This is a genomic window from Novosphingobium sp. Chol11, assembly GCF_900218065.1.
Taxonomy (GTDB): Bacteria; Pseudomonadota; Alphaproteobacteria; order Sphingomonadales; family Sphingomonadaceae; genus Sphingobium; species Sphingobium agri.
Map to the genome: position 1 here is coordinate 317,774 of NZ_OBMU01000003.1, position 14,260 is coordinate 332,033.

The 14,260-nt window shown below is 62.8% G+C and carries 13 protein-coding genes; 10 read left to right on the forward strand and 3 right to left on the reverse strand.

From position 1 onward, the window contains the following. The first annotated feature begins 11 nt into the window (after positions 1–11). The 3 genes from NCHOL11_RS16160 to NCHOL11_RS16170 are packed head-to-tail and all read left to right on the forward strand — an operon-like array spanning position 12 to position 3,132. Positions 12–2,483: an ATP-binding protein gene (locus NCHOL11_RS16160; protein WP_097093592.1), complete on the forward strand. Its 2,472-nt coding sequence runs from the start codon at positions 12–14 to the stop codon at positions 2,481–2,483. Positions 2,484–2,485: 2 nt separating this feature from the next. Continuing rightward, positions 2,486–2,851 (forward strand): response regulator, encoded by a 366-nt coding sequence (locus tag NCHOL11_RS16165; RefSeq protein ID WP_097093593.1) that lies wholly within the window; start codon positions 2,486–2,488, stop codon positions 2,849–2,851. Then, positions 2,848–3,132, forward strand: a complete 285-nt coding sequence (locus NCHOL11_RS16170) for an Hpt domain-containing protein (RefSeq protein ID WP_097093594.1) — start codon at positions 2,848–2,850, stop codon at positions 3,130–3,132. The genes NCHOL11_RS16165 and NCHOL11_RS16170 overlap by 4 nt, the downstream gene beginning before the upstream one ends. A gap of 6 nt (positions 3,133–3,138) precedes the next feature. On the opposite strand, the gene NCHOL11_RS16175 is transcribed toward NCHOL11_RS16170, so the two are convergent. Both NCHOL11_RS16175 and NCHOL11_RS16180 read right to left on the reverse strand, forming a co-directional pair. Further along, on the reverse strand, positions 3,139–3,972 hold the full coding sequence (locus NCHOL11_RS16175; protein WP_255254881.1) for a hypothetical protein: 834 nt from the start codon (positions 3,970–3,972) through the stop codon (positions 3,139–3,141). Continuing rightward, a complete protein-coding gene (locus NCHOL11_RS16180) occupies positions 3,947–5,770 on the reverse strand; it encodes an acyclic terpene utilization AtuA family protein (RefSeq protein WP_097093596.1) in 1,824 nt (607 codons plus the stop codon). The genes NCHOL11_RS16175 and NCHOL11_RS16180 overlap by 26 nt, the downstream gene beginning before the upstream one ends. 79 nt (positions 5,771–5,849) lie before the next feature. On the opposite strand from NCHOL11_RS16180, the gene NCHOL11_RS16185 reads away from it, so the two are divergent. Next, positions 5,850–6,536, forward strand: a complete 687-nt coding sequence (locus NCHOL11_RS16185; protein ID WP_097093597.1) for a Crp/Fnr family transcriptional regulator — start codon at positions 5,850–5,852, stop codon at positions 6,534–6,536. Positions 6,537–6,551: 15 nt separating this feature from the next. Here NCHOL11_RS16185 and NCHOL11_RS16190 read toward each other — a convergent pair whose 3' ends face one another. Next, positions 6,552–7,184, reverse strand: coding sequence for a TetR/AcrR family transcriptional regulator (locus NCHOL11_RS16190; RefSeq protein ID WP_097093679.1), 633 nt, complete (start codon positions 7,182–7,184; stop codon positions 6,552–6,554). A gap of 173 nt (positions 7,185–7,357) precedes the next feature. Here NCHOL11_RS16190 and NCHOL11_RS16195 point away from each other — a divergent pair, with 173 nt between their 5' ends. The 6 genes from NCHOL11_RS16195 (at position 7,358) to NCHOL11_RS16220 (ending at position 14,218) form a co-directional block, all read left to right on the forward strand. Continuing rightward, on the forward strand, positions 7,358–9,517 hold the full coding sequence (locus NCHOL11_RS16195; protein WP_097093598.1) for a TonB-dependent receptor: 2,160 nt from the start codon (positions 7,358–7,360) through the stop codon (positions 9,515–9,517). Positions 9,518–9,531: 14 nt separating this feature from the next. Beyond that, positions 9,532–10,539, forward strand: coding sequence for a metallophosphoesterase family protein (locus NCHOL11_RS16200; RefSeq protein ID WP_176502333.1), 1,008 nt, complete (start codon positions 9,532–9,534; stop codon positions 10,537–10,539). A 14-nt stretch (positions 10,540–10,553) separates the two neighbouring features. Further along, positions 10,554–11,330: an SDR family NAD(P)-dependent oxidoreductase gene (locus NCHOL11_RS16205; protein ID WP_097093681.1), complete on the forward strand. Its 777-nt coding sequence runs from the start codon at positions 10,554–10,556 to the stop codon at positions 11,328–11,330. A gap of 7 nt (positions 11,331–11,337) precedes the next feature. Further along, a complete protein-coding gene (locus NCHOL11_RS16210; protein WP_097093599.1) occupies positions 11,338–12,453 on the forward strand; it encodes a tyrosine-protein phosphatase in 1,116 nt (371 codons plus the stop codon). Between the two features lie 139 nt (positions 12,454–12,592). Further along, positions 12,593–13,471, forward strand: a complete 879-nt coding sequence (locus NCHOL11_RS16215) for a VOC family protein (protein ID WP_097093600.1) — start codon at positions 12,593–12,595, stop codon at positions 13,469–13,471. A gap of 309 nt (positions 13,472–13,780) precedes the next feature. Next, positions 13,781–14,218 (forward strand): nuclear transport factor 2 family protein, encoded by a 438-nt coding sequence (locus NCHOL11_RS16220; protein WP_176502334.1) that lies wholly within the window; start codon positions 13,781–13,783, stop codon positions 14,216–14,218. The last annotated feature ends 42 nt before the right edge of the window (positions 14,219–14,260 follow it).

Sequence of the window (14,260 nt, forward strand, 5' to 3'; positions counted from 1 at the left end):
GAACGCCGCCGATGACCATGCCTGGTCTTCGACAAACCATGCTGTGGGTGGTGGCGGTCGCCATTCCGGTCATCATATTGGCTGTCGGCCTCATCCTTGTGGCGCAGGCGGACAATGCGGCCCAGCTGCGCCTTGAGGTCATCCGCTCCTATGACCGCCGGTCGCTGATGCAGGACATGCTGTCCGAGCATCAGGATGCGGAGACAGGGCAGCGCGGCTATCTGATGACCAATCGGCGTGAGTTTCTCGAGCCCTACGAAGCCGCTCTCCACGCAATTCCGGACAGCTTCAATCGGATGCAGGCGCTTTCGGTGTCGGCGGAGCAGCAGAAGGGCCTCGACACGCTCCGCACGCTGTCGCGTGAAAAGCTGGCCTTCGTGCAGGAGGCGATATCCTCCAACGCCCGTGGCGGCAGGGATCGGGCGCTGGCCATGGTGGTCAGCGGGCGCGGCAAGCTGCTGATGGATCGCCTTCGCGCCGAGATTGGTCGGCAGCAAGCGGTCGAGGCCAAGCAGCTGGCGCACACATCCGCACTGGCAGACAAGGCGCAGAAGCAGCTGCGTGGCCGTGCCTTTTCCCTCCTCAGCTTTCTGGCCATCCTGCTCTGTGCGGCAGGAATCGTCATTCTCCGGACGCTGAAAGCCAGGGGGGCCGCCCTCGCGCGCCTGGACGATGTGTCCCGTCGCCGCAAAGCCATTCTCGACGCGGCGATGGACGGCATCCTCATCCTCAATCCGAGCGGCAGCATCGAGGGCGTGAACCGGGCGGGTGCGAGGATTTTCGGCTATGAAGATAGCGACATGCTGCGGCGGGACGTCGGCATGCTGTTCGCCAACCAGCCTCCGCGAGGACAGGTCGCAGCCTATCTGCGCAGCATGAATCTGAGCGAAGGGCATCCGGGGCATATTCAGGAGATACCTGGCCGCCGCAAGGACGGCACGGTTTTCCCTTCCGACGTTGCGATAACCGCTGTCGAACTGAATGACGGCACTCATTATGTGGCGGTGGTTCGCGACATCAGCGAGCGCAAGCGGGTCGAGCGGATCAAGTCGGAATTCGTCGCAAGCGTCAGCCATGAATTGCGGACGCCGCTCACATCCATCGCAGGGTCCCTCAGCCTTCTGGCCGGGGGCGCGGGCGGGGAGCTGGGGGACCGCGCACAGCGGCTGATCACGATCGCGCATAGCAACGCCGAGCGGCTCGTCCGCCTGATCAATGACATATTGGACCTGGAGAAGATCGACAGCGGGCGGATGGTCTTCAAGAACCAGCTGATCGACCTTTCGGATTTTCTGCAACAGGCGATCGAGGCCAATCGCGGCTTTGCCGACCGGTATCAGATCAGCCTGGAACTGCAAATCGACGGACCGCGCGCCTATGTGTGGGCTGATCCGGACCGGCTGATGCAGATCATCACCAACCTGATTTCAAACGCGGTCAAATTCTCTCCGGCGGGCGCGGCGGTAGAGGTCGTTCTGCAACCTTCAGGCGCGGCGCACAGGATCAGCATCTGCGATCATGGCCCCGGCATCGACGAAGATTTCCGGGAACGGGTTTTCAGCCGTTTCGCGCAGGCCGACAGTTCAGACAGTCGGGCCAAGGGCGGCACCGGGCTGGGGCTCAGCATCGTTCGGGAGATGGTGACCCGGCTCGGCGGCAGCGTCAGCTTCGACACGGAGACGGGCGTCGGCACCCGCTTCCACATCGACCTGCCAGCGACGGCGCCGGACAAGGCGGAGGAAGAAGGCCGTATCCTCATCTGCGAAGGGGATCGGCAGACCTCCGCCGACATGCAGGAGATATTGGCGAATGCCGGATTCCCCTGCGACGTGGTGCATGACGGGTCCGCTGCATTGGCGGCGGCGCGCGCGCGCAGCTACCGCCTGATCCTCATCGACTCCGACCTGCCGGAGGGCGGCGGCATCTCGCTCGTCCGTTCGCTGCGGGCGTTGGAGGACGGGTCCCACCCGCCGATCCTGATGATCTCCGCCGACAGCCGGGCGGGCTCTGTAGAAGCAGAGGCGCTGCCGATCATCGATTGGCTGCAAAAGCCCTTGCCTACGGACCAGATGCTGGATGCGGTCAAGCACACGCTGTTCGGCGGGCAGCGCGACGGGAAGCCGCGCATCCTGCATGTCGATGATGATCCGGACGTACTCCGCCTGATCGCCACGGCGCTGGAGGATCAGGTCGAACTGACATCGGTTGCGACACTGCGCGAGGCGCGAGCGGCGCTTGGCCGCCAGCCATTCGACCTCGCGATATTGGACCTGGGCCTGACGGATGGGCCGGGATCGCTCCTGCTTCCCGACCTGAAGGCGGCGGGACAGATACCGGTCATCATCTTTTCCGCACAGGATGCCGACAATGAGGCTGCGGCCAGCGTGCAGGCCTTCCTCACCAAATCGCGGACGTCGATCGATCATCTGGTGGCGACGGTCGAGCGTTTGTGGCGGCAGACCAGCCCCGAAGGAGGGAAGTGACCATGGTCCGCATCCTTTATGTGGATGATGAAGAGGATATCCGCGAAGTCGTGGATATAGCGCTGAGCCTCGACCCTGAGCTGGAGGTACGGCTGTGCGACGGCGGTCAGGCCGCCTTGGAAGCGGCGGCAAGCTGGCGGCCCGCGCTCATCCTGCTCGACTTCATGATGCCGGGCATGGACGGGCCAGCCACCTTGGCGCGGTTGCGGGAGGACCCCGAGACCGCCAATATTCCCGTGGTATTCGTCACCGCCCGGAGCGCGCGCGCGGACGTGGACCATCTGATCTCGTTGGGCGCGGCGGGCGTGATCGCGAAGCCGTTCGATTCGATGGCGCTCAGCGCCACGGTTCGGGACTATCTGCCGTGACGACGGACGCAGGCGCGCGAATGATGGCGGTGCGGGACAAGTTCGTGGCCCGCTGCCGCGAGGAACGCGCGCAGCTTCCGGCCCCTGAGAGCGTGCGCGAAAGCGATCTCGAACGGATAGGAGCGGCCGCCCACAAGATTGCGGGCCTGGCGGGCACCTTGGGCTTCAGCAACCTGGGCGAAGCCGCCGCGCAAGTGGACCAACACATCGCGAGCCATGGGGAGATTGGGCCCGCCTATCAGCTCTACATCGAGGAATTGGACCGCCTTTTGGACATATAATGGTGATCAGCACCACTGCGCCGATGCGGTGGCGGTATCGGCCATTCGTACGCCCCTCACCCCCAGCTGTTCGCGGGCTTGATCCGGCGTCAGATCGAACACGTCTTCGTAGCGCATCATGTAAAGCGGGTCGGATTCCCGGCCGACCTTCGCGCCCCTTTCCACCGCGTCCTGAACCACCAGCCAGGTCTGGGGGTAATGGAGAACCGCGCGGGTAATGATGCGCGTGGAGCCGAGAATGGAGAAGGCGGAAAGCTCCCCCGCCAGTTCCGGGCTCATATGCACGAATAAATTGGTGAGCCGCATATAATAGGGCACCAGTTCGCCGATGAAGTCAAAGCCGCCGCCGCCCAGAATATGTTCAAGATCGTGCGTCTGCCCGGCGCGCAGCTGGAAATATTCGAAGTCGTTGCGCGGTGTGAATGGCGGGACAATATCGACCTGAAGATCATTGCCGGTCAACTGCGCATAGAAGATGCCCCCAACCGTGTCCGGGCCATAATGTTTGAGGTCATCGCGTCCGAAGGTCGAGACGAAACCTTCGCTAAACCATGCATCGAGTGCCGGATTCTTCTGCCGTTCCGCGGCAAACAGGGCGTTGATATGATCGATGTCCTGAACCTCGCGAAGTATCTGCACGAGCTGGATCGAATCCGAAGGGGTGGGCACGTCAGGTCCGTTTCGCCGGAGCAAATGAGTCGCCACCCAATTCCGGACGCGTGCGTTATTCAGATAGCGGGAGGAACTGACGAGCACGCTGCTGTCGGTTTCCACCGTCTTGATGCCCCTCATCAGATAGGAATAATCGGCCATCTCAACGATCTCCGTTAGCGAAGTCATGCCCGCCGATCGTGGCAGCCAGATCGGGAGGAACAAGGACTGGAAAGCGAAGCAGCATTTGCGCCATCCCCTTGGCGGCGGGGTCGAGCCGGGTACTGGCATTGATGCCGCCAGCAAGGGCGTCGCAGACCACCAAATTGAGAGCGTGCAGCCCCGGCGCTTCATAGCGATCGACCCGAGGAAGGTCGTCGCCCGACGCCAAATGACGATACCAGTCCGCCACCGCTTGAGGGGTTAGAGACAGGCGGAGCCAAGGCAGATATTGCGGGTGACGCGCGATGACGGCGACGTTGAACAAGTGCCCCTTGTCGCCGCTGCGCGCCCATGCGAGCCGGATCAGGTCGACGGCGACCGCTCCGGGTGGCGTATCGGGAACTGGTTGCGGTGCCCTCGGCAGGACAGATGCAGGCTGGCCCACAGGCACTGGCACCGGCCAGGTTTCACCAAGAACGGTCACCTGTGGCACGATGCCGCTCTTGCTGACCAGGAACAGGAATATCTCGGTCTTGGGCAGCACCGTGGTGGCGAGGTTGATCGTGGTGCCGACCGCCATGCCGCTGATGCCCGCCCATTGTTCGCGGGCAAATAGATCCGCTCCCCGGCGGTCGGGATGATCCACGACCATCTTGCAGATGACTTCCCGTGCGCCCGCCCCGCCGCCATGCGGTCCAAAGCTTGCATCTTCACCAATGATGACGGTGTCGGTTTCGGTGAAGTCGGCCAGATTATGGGCGCGCAGCAGCGCCCGGCTGCGCGCATAGAGCGCTTCGGACTGCCGCCTCGCTTTTTCTGCGGCCTGCTCACCGATGATCGGCTGGTAGGCGACGGCGCGCCATCCGCCGTCCGAGGTGACGCAAACCTTGTAGCTTTCGGTCGGCGGGCGGCCCTTCGCGCCGGAAACCCTCACCCGGTCCTTGCCTTGCTGCTCCAGCCTGACCTCACTGAAGTCGCAGCAGACGTCGGCGACGATATAGTCCGCCGGATCGCTGACTTCGTAGAGCAGCTGCTCGGCAACAGTGCCGATCGAAACGAGGCCACCCGTCCCTTCGGGCTTGGTCAGGATCATGGTCCCGTCCGCATGACATTCCCCGATCGGAAAACCGATATTTGCCCAATCCAGCACATCGCGCCAGTCGGTGAAGGTGCCGCCCGTGACCTGAGCGCCGCACTCCAGCAAGTGTCCCGCCAGCGTCCCCGCCGCCAGCAAGTCGAAATCCCCTTCGCCCCAGCCAAATTCGTGGATCAGCGGCCCCAGGACGATGGCGCTATCCACCACCCGCCCGGTGACGACGATGTCGGCGCCCTTCTCCAGCGCCACCGCAATGGGAAAGGCGCCGAGATAGGCGTTGGCGCTAATGACATTGTCAGGGAAAGCCGCGCCCGTGAACATGTCGCGGTGGCCAGCGGCCCTCAGCTGCTCGACTTGCGAGCGCAGATCGTCGCCCTCGACATAAGCGACGGTAAGAGAGAGCCCTGCCTCCGCGATCATGCGGTCGAGCGCGGCCGCCAGTCCTGCCGGATTGACGCCCCCGGCATTGGCGACGACCTTCACGCCTTGGGCCGCGATCTGGCGCAGATGAGGTCCGACATGGACGGCCAGAAAATCGGTGCCATATCCCGCTGATGGATCAGCGGCTTGCATCCGCCCGAAAAGGCCCATGGATCCTTCGGCCAGATAATCGAAGACAAGATAGTCAAGCCTGCCGCCGTCCAGCAGCTGCGGCACCGACAATGCCGTGTCGGAAAAGGATGCGGTAGCCCCACCGATCCTCACGACCTTCCCTGTTGCGGCGGTCATGGCACTCTCTCCATATTTTTGCCGCAGAGGCTAGAGAAGTTTTTGGCGGAAGAATGTCACCCCTGTTACATTCGGCCGGGTGAAAATCAGTGAGCGCACATCGGCGCTGCGTCTCTTGCGCAGCACGGACTGGCTGCGGGATTATCCCGCCGCGCTGGCGGAAGAACTCCTTGCGCACGGGCGGCTGATCCATCTTGGAACGGGCCAATGGGCGCAGACGCAGGGGGATGAGCGGGGCGGGCTTTTCATCGTGATCGACGGCCTGTTCCATTCCTACTGCACCGCGCCGGGCGACAGGCAGGTGATGATCGGGCTTTCCGGTCCTGGATCGGTCCTGGGCCACGCAACGAAGTTCAGCGGCGGTCCCCGATTGGTGACGGCCATATCGGTGCGGCCGAGTATCCTGCTGGAGATCAGCGAGGCGGCGCTGGAACTGATTGCCGAGAACCGGCCGGAAATATGGCGAGCCATTGCCGACTTTGCCTACACGAACATGCGCAGAACCCTGCACATGCTGGCGGAACTGATGGCCCTGCCGCCCCGACAAAGGATCGCTGCACGCCTACTGGCTTCGGCTACTTCGTCGGAGCGCGGGCTGATCGTCAGTCTGAGCCAACAGACATTCGCGGAAATGATCGGCTTCAGCCGCAAGACCGTGAACCTGCACCTTACCGCATTTGAACGAGCCGGGCTGATCCGGCTTGGTTATGGCTGGATCGAACTTACCGACAGCGGTCGTTTACGCGAGGTGGCGGATCGGGAGTGACGCGAGACGCCGCCGTCAGTCCTGCGGAGCCACTGCCACCCGGGCGAGGCGGTGCATCATCGAGCGGAACTGCGCCAGTTGGGCGGGATCCGCCGGGTCATAGGAACGTGAGGGACCAAGCTGATGCGCGTTGCAGACATAATGCAATGCGCTGCCCGCGACGGTGTTGAGTAGAACCATCGCCGAGACAGGGTGGAACTGCCCGCTGGCGACGCCTGCCGCGACGACATCCTCCAGATCCTGAAGCGCGGATTCCGAGAAGCGCACCGGATTGTTGCCGTAGGCCGCCGAGTCCGCGATGAGGCGCTGGATTATCCGCGCGGCGGTGGGGCGGCTGACGAGGAAATCCAGCCAGGCGTCCAGCAGGGCGAGCAGTCGCTCCATCGGTTCGGTGACGTCTTCGGTCCGGTTGAGGACGAAGGCGTGCATCGACGCGAAGATGTCCGCTTCGACTTCGTCGTAAAGCTGCTGCTTGCCGGGGAAATAATAGAGGATCGACGGGCGGCGGATGCCGACGCTTTCCGCGACATGATCGAGGCGTGCGGCGGCGAAGCCGATTTCGGCGAAAATACGTTCGGCGGCGTCGAGTATCTGTTGCCGGGTGGCGTCGCCCTTGGCCTGGCGGACTGTCTGTCTGGTTGCTGTCATGATCATGTTCTTATGCGGTGGAGCGGGACGGTGGCAACGCGGATTGCATGAATGAAGTAGCGACAAGAATGGAGTTGCACAACTATCTACGAACTAGTAGGTAGATTCGCACATGCTCGATGAGAATGCGGCCGGATGGCCCACCGAAGCATGGAGTTTCCCGGGGAGGATATATGCCGAATCACCTGATTGCCCGTTCCGTCGTCACGCTGCTCATGAGTTCGACCGCCCTGCCCGCACTGGCACAGGATCAGGCAGGCAACGCGATCGAGGAGATCGTCGTCACCGCGCAAAAGCGCGAGGAATCACTGCAGGATACGCCGATTTCGATCGCCGCATTCAGCGCGCAGGACCTGGAAAATAAGGGCATAAGCGGGCTGACAGACCTGCGCGCCCAAGTCCCCAACCTTCAGCTGACCCCCTTCCCCAACAATGCCGCGACGACGCAGATCTTCATGCGCGGCGTGGGCCTGTCCGATGACCAGATCACCCAGGATGGCGGCGTCGCGGTCTATATGGACGGCGTCTATGTCGCGCGCAGCCAGGGCCTGGCGATGGAAGTCGCGGATCTGGAGCGCATCGAAGTGCTGCGCGGCCCGCAAGGCACGCTTTATGGCCGCAATGCGACCGGCGGCGCGATCAACTTCATCACCCGCAAGCCCGACCTTGGCGACTTCGGCTTCAAGGGTCAGGTGACGATCGGCAATTATGACAACCGGCGCTTCAAGGCGGCGGTCAACATCCCGCTGGGCGAGACCTTCGCGGCCCGGCTGTCCTATGTGAACCAGCGGCAGGATGGCTTCATCCGCAATCCTGGCACGGGCATCGAACGGTGGGGCGACAAGGATCGGGAAGCGATGCGCGCTGACCTGCTGTGGCAGCCTTCGGACCAGTTCAGCCTGCGCTACAGTTATGATCGCACGGAGATCGGCGACACGCCCTATTATGTCGCGCTCTCGCCGCTTCATCCGCGGGTGCTCGAACGGCCCGAAGCGGGAAGCCCGCTGGTGCGCGACGTCCTGCCCAACGACATCACCGCGCAAGGCCACAGCCTGACGGCGGAATGGGAAGCCAGCGACGCGCTGACTCTGCGGTCGATCACCGGCTATCGCAAGCTCGATAATTTCCAGAACCAGGATTATCTGACAGGCGCCCTTGGCCCCAATCCGCTGCAAAAGAACAGCAGCCGCGCAAAGCAGGAGCAGTGGAGCGAGGAAGTGCAGCTGATCGGCGACGCGCTGGACGGCGGACTGCAATATGTCGCGGGCTTCTATTACTTCACCGAAAGCGGCGACAATTTCAGCAACAGCTACAGCCCGCCGACACTGACGCGCAGCTTCACCACCGCGACCATCGAAAACCGTTCCTACGCGCTGTTCGGCCAGGCGACCTATACGCCGCAATGGCTGGACAACCGGCTGCACCTGACTGTCGGGCTGCGGCAAAGCTGGGACAAGCGCGAAGCGACGCTGTCGCGCCAGACGCAGGTCAATGGCGGCCCGATCACGACGGTGCCGGGCTTTGGCGATGGCAGCCAGACGTTCAAGGATTTCAGCCCCAGCTTCGTCGTCGCATTCGACGCGTCGGAGGACGTCAATGTCTATGCCAAGGCGGTGAAGGGCTACAAGAGCGGCGGCTTCAACGTCCGCGCCAGTTCCATCGGGCGGTTCAACGAAGGCTTCGGGCCAGAGACGCTCTGGTCCTACGAAGCAGGCATCAAGAGCCAGTGGCTGGACAACCGGCTGCGCTTCAATGCGGCGGCGTTCATTTCAAAATATTCGGACATTCAGGTCAATGTTCAGTCGGACCCGACCAATATCCGCCTGACCGACGTGCTGAATGCGGGCAAGGCGACCGTGAAGGGCGTGGAGGTCGACCTGACCCTGGCGCCGGTGCGCAACCTGCGCCTGTCGGTGAACTATGGGTATCTGGACGCGCGCTATGACGAGATCCTGGACGCGACCGGCACGAATATCGCGGACAATTACCGCTTCACCAACGCGCCCAAGCACACAATCGCGCTGGACCTGACCTATGACCTGCCCCGCCTGCCGATCGGTCAGCTGAGCGCCAACGTCAACTACACCGCGCAAAGCGACAAGTTCACCAACAGCACGATCAGCAGCGGCAAATATATCATCGGCGACTATGGCCTGCTGAACGCCCGCCTGACGCTGGGCGACATTCCCGGCGTGAAGGGCGTCCGCGCGAGCCTGTGGGGCCGCAATCTGACGGACAAGAATTATTACATCATGCAGTTCAATGTCGGCCGCCCCGGCGCATTGTTCGGGGAACCGCGCACCTATGGCATCGACCTGAACGTCGAATTTTAAGGGGGGGAGGGACAGTGAAGCTGATCCGCCTTGCTCTGCCCGTCCTGGCGCTTGCCTGTTCGGCGGCGGGTGTCGCTGCCGGAGATTATCAGCCGGGAGTGAAGGATGTCGCGCGGACAGCGCGCCCCTTTGCCGGGGCGGACAGCCTGCGCTTCGTCGTCATCGGCGATCGGACGGGACAGCACCGGCCCGGCATATTCGAGAAAGCGCTGGCGCAGGTGGATCGGCTTCACCCCGACTTCGTCATCAATATCGGCGACCTGATCGAGGGGAATACGGAAGACCGGGCGCAGATCGAAACGGAGTGGAAGGAGGTGAACGGTGCGATCGACCAGCTCCACACCCCATTCTTCTATGTGCCGGGCAATCACGATCTGACCAACGACGTGCAGCGGCAGATCTGGCGCGCGAAGCTGGGCGCGGACTATTACCATTTCCGCTACAAGGGCGCGTTGTTCATCATCCTCAACACCGAGGATCCACCACAGCCCAAGATAGCGCGCAAGAAATTGCTGGAAGCCTATGGCGCTGAGGCGATGGGCAAAGTGATGGGCGCGTTACAGGGCGATGCTGCACAGGCCGAGGCGCTGTTTGCCCGCGAGCCCAGGCTAGGCGAACTCGCCACCAAGCTGCGCGCGTCCGAAAGTGTCGCGATCAGCACGACACAGATCGAAATGGTGCGAAAGGCGCTGGCGGACAACCCGCGCCCGCGTTGGACATTCGTGTTGATGCACCGGCCCGCGTGGAAGGTCGCGTCGCCCGCCTTCGAACGCATAGAGGCGATGCTGAAAGGCCGTCCCTATACCATGCTGGCCGGGCATTTTCACAAATATGCCTATGAGCGCCGGAAGGAGCAGGATTATATCCAGCTGGGCGTCACCGGCGGAATGCCCGGAGCCAAGGCGGACGATCCAGCAGCTCTGGATCATATCATGTGGGTGTCACTGGCAGATGGCGCACCGCAGATCAGCAACATCCGCCTCGACGGCTTTTTCGACAAACAAGGCCCATCGCCCAAGTGAAGGAACAGTTTCCCATGTCGCTCAACCCTGCTCTTGCATCGCCGTCTTCGCCCGTCATCATAACCGGGGGTGCATCTGGCATAGGCCTGGCGTCCGCCCATGCGCTGGCCGCCGTGGGACGCCCGGTCGCCCTATGGGACATCGATGACAGCAAGGGCGCTGAAGCGGCCCGCGCCATCACGGCGGAGCATGGCACGACGGCGACTAACATAGCTATCGACCTGCGAGACCTGGGCGGCATCGAAGCGGCGCTTGCGGCAACGCGCGAGGCGATCGGCGCGCCGGGTGGGCTGGTCCATGCCGCAGGCGTCGTGGATACGGCGTCGATCGACGGGCTGACGGCCGAAAGCTGGGACAGCGGGATCGCGATCCATCTCCGTTCGCTTGCCTTCATCGTGCAGGCGATCCGGCAGGACCTCGCCGCGCAGCCGGGTTCGGCCATCGTCGCGATCGCGTCGATCAATGCAACGCTCGGCAATGCGCTCAATCCGATCTACAGCGCCGCCAAGGGCGGGATATTGTCGCTGGTCCGGTCAATGGCCGACCGGCTGTCGGCAGATGGCATCCGCATCAATTCGGTATCGCCCGGCCAGATCCTGACACCCATGATGCGCCCGGCGGTCGAGGCCATGCCCGAAGGCTATTTCGAAAAGCGCATCCTGCTTGGCCGCCTGGGCGAGCCGGAAGAAGTGGGACGGGTCGTGCGCTTCCTCCTGTCCGATGAGGCAAGCTATATCACCGCGTCGGAAATCGTCGTAGATGGCGGCAATATTTCTTCCCAGAGAGGGTGATCGCAGGATGACCGCTTTGCTGCTCGACCGCCGTGCCTTCGTCACTGCTGCTCTGGCCGTTTCTGTTGCCGGATTGGCGGGTTGCGCCACCCCTGCTTCCGAAGCGCGCAGCGGGCCGATACCGTTCCTGACCGCGACGGCGGCGAAGGTTGGGACGAGCGACGACTATCAGATCGCGTGGGACGCAGCGGGGGTGGACCATGTCGTCATTTATGCGGGGTCAACGCCCTCCCCCGTGCTGACAGGCGAGCCAGTGGCCCGTGGGCGCGGGAAGGACAGCATCACGGTCAGCATGCCAGCGGTGGGCGCGCGGCCTTATTTCACTTTGGTGCCAGACCGTGGCGCACCGCTCGTCATCGCGGATCGGGCGCTGCATTTGCCGAGCATCGCCAATCTGCGGGATATTGGCGGCTATCGCACCACCGATGGACGGTGGGTGAAGATGGGGCTGCTGTTTCGGTCGGACCAACTCGATCGGGTGAGCGATGCCGACCTCAAGGCCATGGAAGAGCTGAGGCTGCGGCTGGTCGCGGACCTGCGGACCCAGAGCGAGAGGACGAGGGAGCCCGACCGGCTGCCGCGCGGAAGCCAGCCCCTGATCCTGGATGTTGCAGGGGACAGCGAGGGATCGCTGGGCGGTGACATGCGCAAGGCGATGGCTGCGATCGCGGCGGGCAAGGGCGCGGAGCTGCTGACGGCGGCGAACCGCGATTTCGTGTCGCTGGGAAGCGCGCGGCGGGCCTATGCCGGCTTGCTGGATGAGCTGAATGGCGCGCCTATCCTCTACCACTGCACAGCGGGGAAGGACAGGACCGGCTGGGCAAGCGCGGTCATATTGACGCTGCTTGGCGTGCCGCGCGAAACGGTTATGGCGGATTATCTGGCGAGCAATGTCTATCTCCAGGCGAAGAATGAGCGGGCGAAGGAGATGCTGGCCAAGTCGAACAGCCCGATCGATCCTGCCCATCTGGACCCGGTGATGACTGTGCGCGCCAGCTATCTGGAGGCCGCGTTCGATGAAGTGGCGAAGCGTTATGGTAGCTTTGACGCTTATGTTCGCGAGGGGCTGGGCTTGGGAGATGCGGAGATGGAAGCGCTTAGGTCGACCTATCTTCAGGGATAAGCCAGGCAAAAAGAGTGCATCTGCGTAATTCTTTGTGGCCGCATCGACCTTGCTCGTCTACGAGTGATTCATAAGCGAATTTTCGAAAGAAGGACCGGGCTGGGGCACCCAGACTGCGGCCTCTATCCAGGAGAGAGCTATGGTCACATTATCACATCGCGGCATTTGCGTGAGCGACATCGAAACCTCTGCGCGCTTCTATCAGGATGCGCTTGGTTTCGAACCCTATCAGGACCATGGCGTCATCGAAGGCCCCGACATGGAAAAGACCATGCAGTTGCCGGGCGTGCGGTTGCGGGCGGTGATGCTGAAGCGGGCCGACGGGCCGGTGATCGAACTGCTCCAGTTTCTGGCACCTGCAGCGACCGGCCCGCGGGAAAAGCGGTCGACGCTGCAATATGGGCTGGTGCACATTTCCTTTTACGTGGACGACATCGATGCCTGGGCCGCGCGGATCCGTGAGGCGGGAGGCAAGGTTTATGAAGAAACGCGCGCCTATTTCGCCGGGAACGACACGACGATGCTTTATTGCACCGACCCCGATGGGGTGCGTGTCGAGTTGATGAAAGCACCGGGCGAGGCGGAACGCTTCTCGCACAGCGGCATCTGCGTGCAGGATATCGACGTGTCGCTCCGCTATTATGAGGCGCTGGGCTTCACGGCGGCGGAGAATTATGTTCTGGATCAGGGACTTGATTGGCTGGGCGTGATCAACGAGGTGCCCGGCATCAAGCTGCGCGCGCAGATGGTCCGTGATTCAATGGGGAACACGGTCGAGCTTTTGAAAGTGTTCGAACCGGACAGCTTCGGATCGCGTGAGCGCCAGCCGCTCAATCGCTTTGGCCTGACGCATCTGGCCTTCTGGGATGATGAGCCGGAAAAGACATCAGCAGCGCTCAGCGAGCGGGGCGGCTATTTCGTCAAAGAGGCGCATGTGAAGACGCCGCAGATCGAATTGCTGCATGGCGCCGACCCCGATGGCGTGCGGATCGAGCTGATGCGGCCGGTATCGGGCTGAATTACAAGGTTTCGGGGAAGCTGGTGTGGATCAGGTGAACCAGCTGCAACTGCCGGTTTATCCCGAGCTTGGAGAAGATCGAGCGTAGATGCGAACGGGGAATCGAGCAGGATCGTGCCGACGGCGAACTGCTCGACAGCCTCGATCTTCACGGCCCGTTCCGGCCTTGATTGTTCGAGCCGCTGATAGAGTTCCAGCGCCTGGCGCAGATGCCTTCGCTGCCGCACCGATCCGCGATTAGTCCAAATGGGGGAGGCGGCATGGATCCCATCCTGCTTTGGCTATCCGCCTGATACGACGGAGAACATGATGGCAGAGCTGCCCGGCATCGCGAGTGACATGGCCCCGCAGGAGAGCAAAGGGCCGCCTGCCGACCATATAAGGTCCGTTTTCGCAGCTTATGCGGAACGGCAAAGCGCGGGCGATGTCGAGGGCATCCTTGCGCTGTTCGCGGAGGAGGCGGTGGTGCGCGATCCGGCCAATGCGCCTTCCCATCACGGCAAGGCTGCATTGCGGTCCTTCTTCGAGGCCGGCTTTGCCGCATCGGGCGGCGCGAATGACATGAAGCTGGAAGGCGCCGTGCGCATCACGGGCAATCAGGCAGCGGCGGCCTTCATCGTCCGCACCCTTCGCAGCCGCCCTGTGTACCGTGTCGAAACGCTCGACGTCATGACCTTTGACGACGCGGGACTGATCACGGAAATGGTCGCCTATTGGGGGCCGGACAACTTCACGCGCGAAGATTGAAGCAACACATCACCCCGTCTTTGCCGACGGGGCGATGCCTTG

Bases quoted from the DNA above. Each gene is read 5' to 3' on its own strand.
- NCHOL11_RS16160 (WP_097093592.1), top strand. From the start codon at position 12: ATGACCATGCCTGGTCTTCGACAAACCATGCTGTGGGTGGTGGCGGTC.
- NCHOL11_RS16165 (WP_097093593.1), top strand. From the start codon at position 2,486: ATGGTCCGCATCCTTTATGTGGATGATGAAGAGGATATCCGCGAAGTC.
- NCHOL11_RS16175 (WP_255254881.1), bottom strand. From the start codon at position 3,972: ATGACTTCGCTAACGGAGATCGTTGAGATGGCCGATTATTCCTATCTG.
- NCHOL11_RS16180 (WP_097093596.1), bottom strand. From the start codon at position 5,770: ATGACCGCCGCAACAGGGAAGGTCGTGAGGATCGGTGGGGCTACCGCA.
- NCHOL11_RS16190 (WP_097093679.1), bottom strand. From the start codon at position 7,184: ATGACAGCAACCAGACAGACAGTCCGCCAGGCCAAGGGCGACGCCACC.
- NCHOL11_RS16195 (WP_097093598.1), top strand. From the start codon at position 7,358: ATGCCGAATCACCTGATTGCCCGTTCCGTCGTCACGCTGCTCATGAGT.
- NCHOL11_RS16205 (WP_097093681.1), top strand. From the start codon at position 10,554: ATGTCGCTCAACCCTGCTCTTGCATCGCCGTCTTCGCCCGTCATCATA.
- NCHOL11_RS16210 (WP_097093599.1), top strand. From the start codon at position 11,338: ATGACCGCTTTGCTGCTCGACCGCCGTGCCTTCGTCACTGCTGCTCTG.
- NCHOL11_RS16215 (WP_097093600.1), top strand. From the start codon at position 12,593: ATGGTCACATTATCACATCGCGGCATTTGCGTGAGCGACATCGAAACC.
- NCHOL11_RS16220 (WP_176502334.1), top strand. From the start codon at position 13,781: ATGGCAGAGCTGCCCGGCATCGCGAGTGACATGGCCCCGCAGGAGAGC.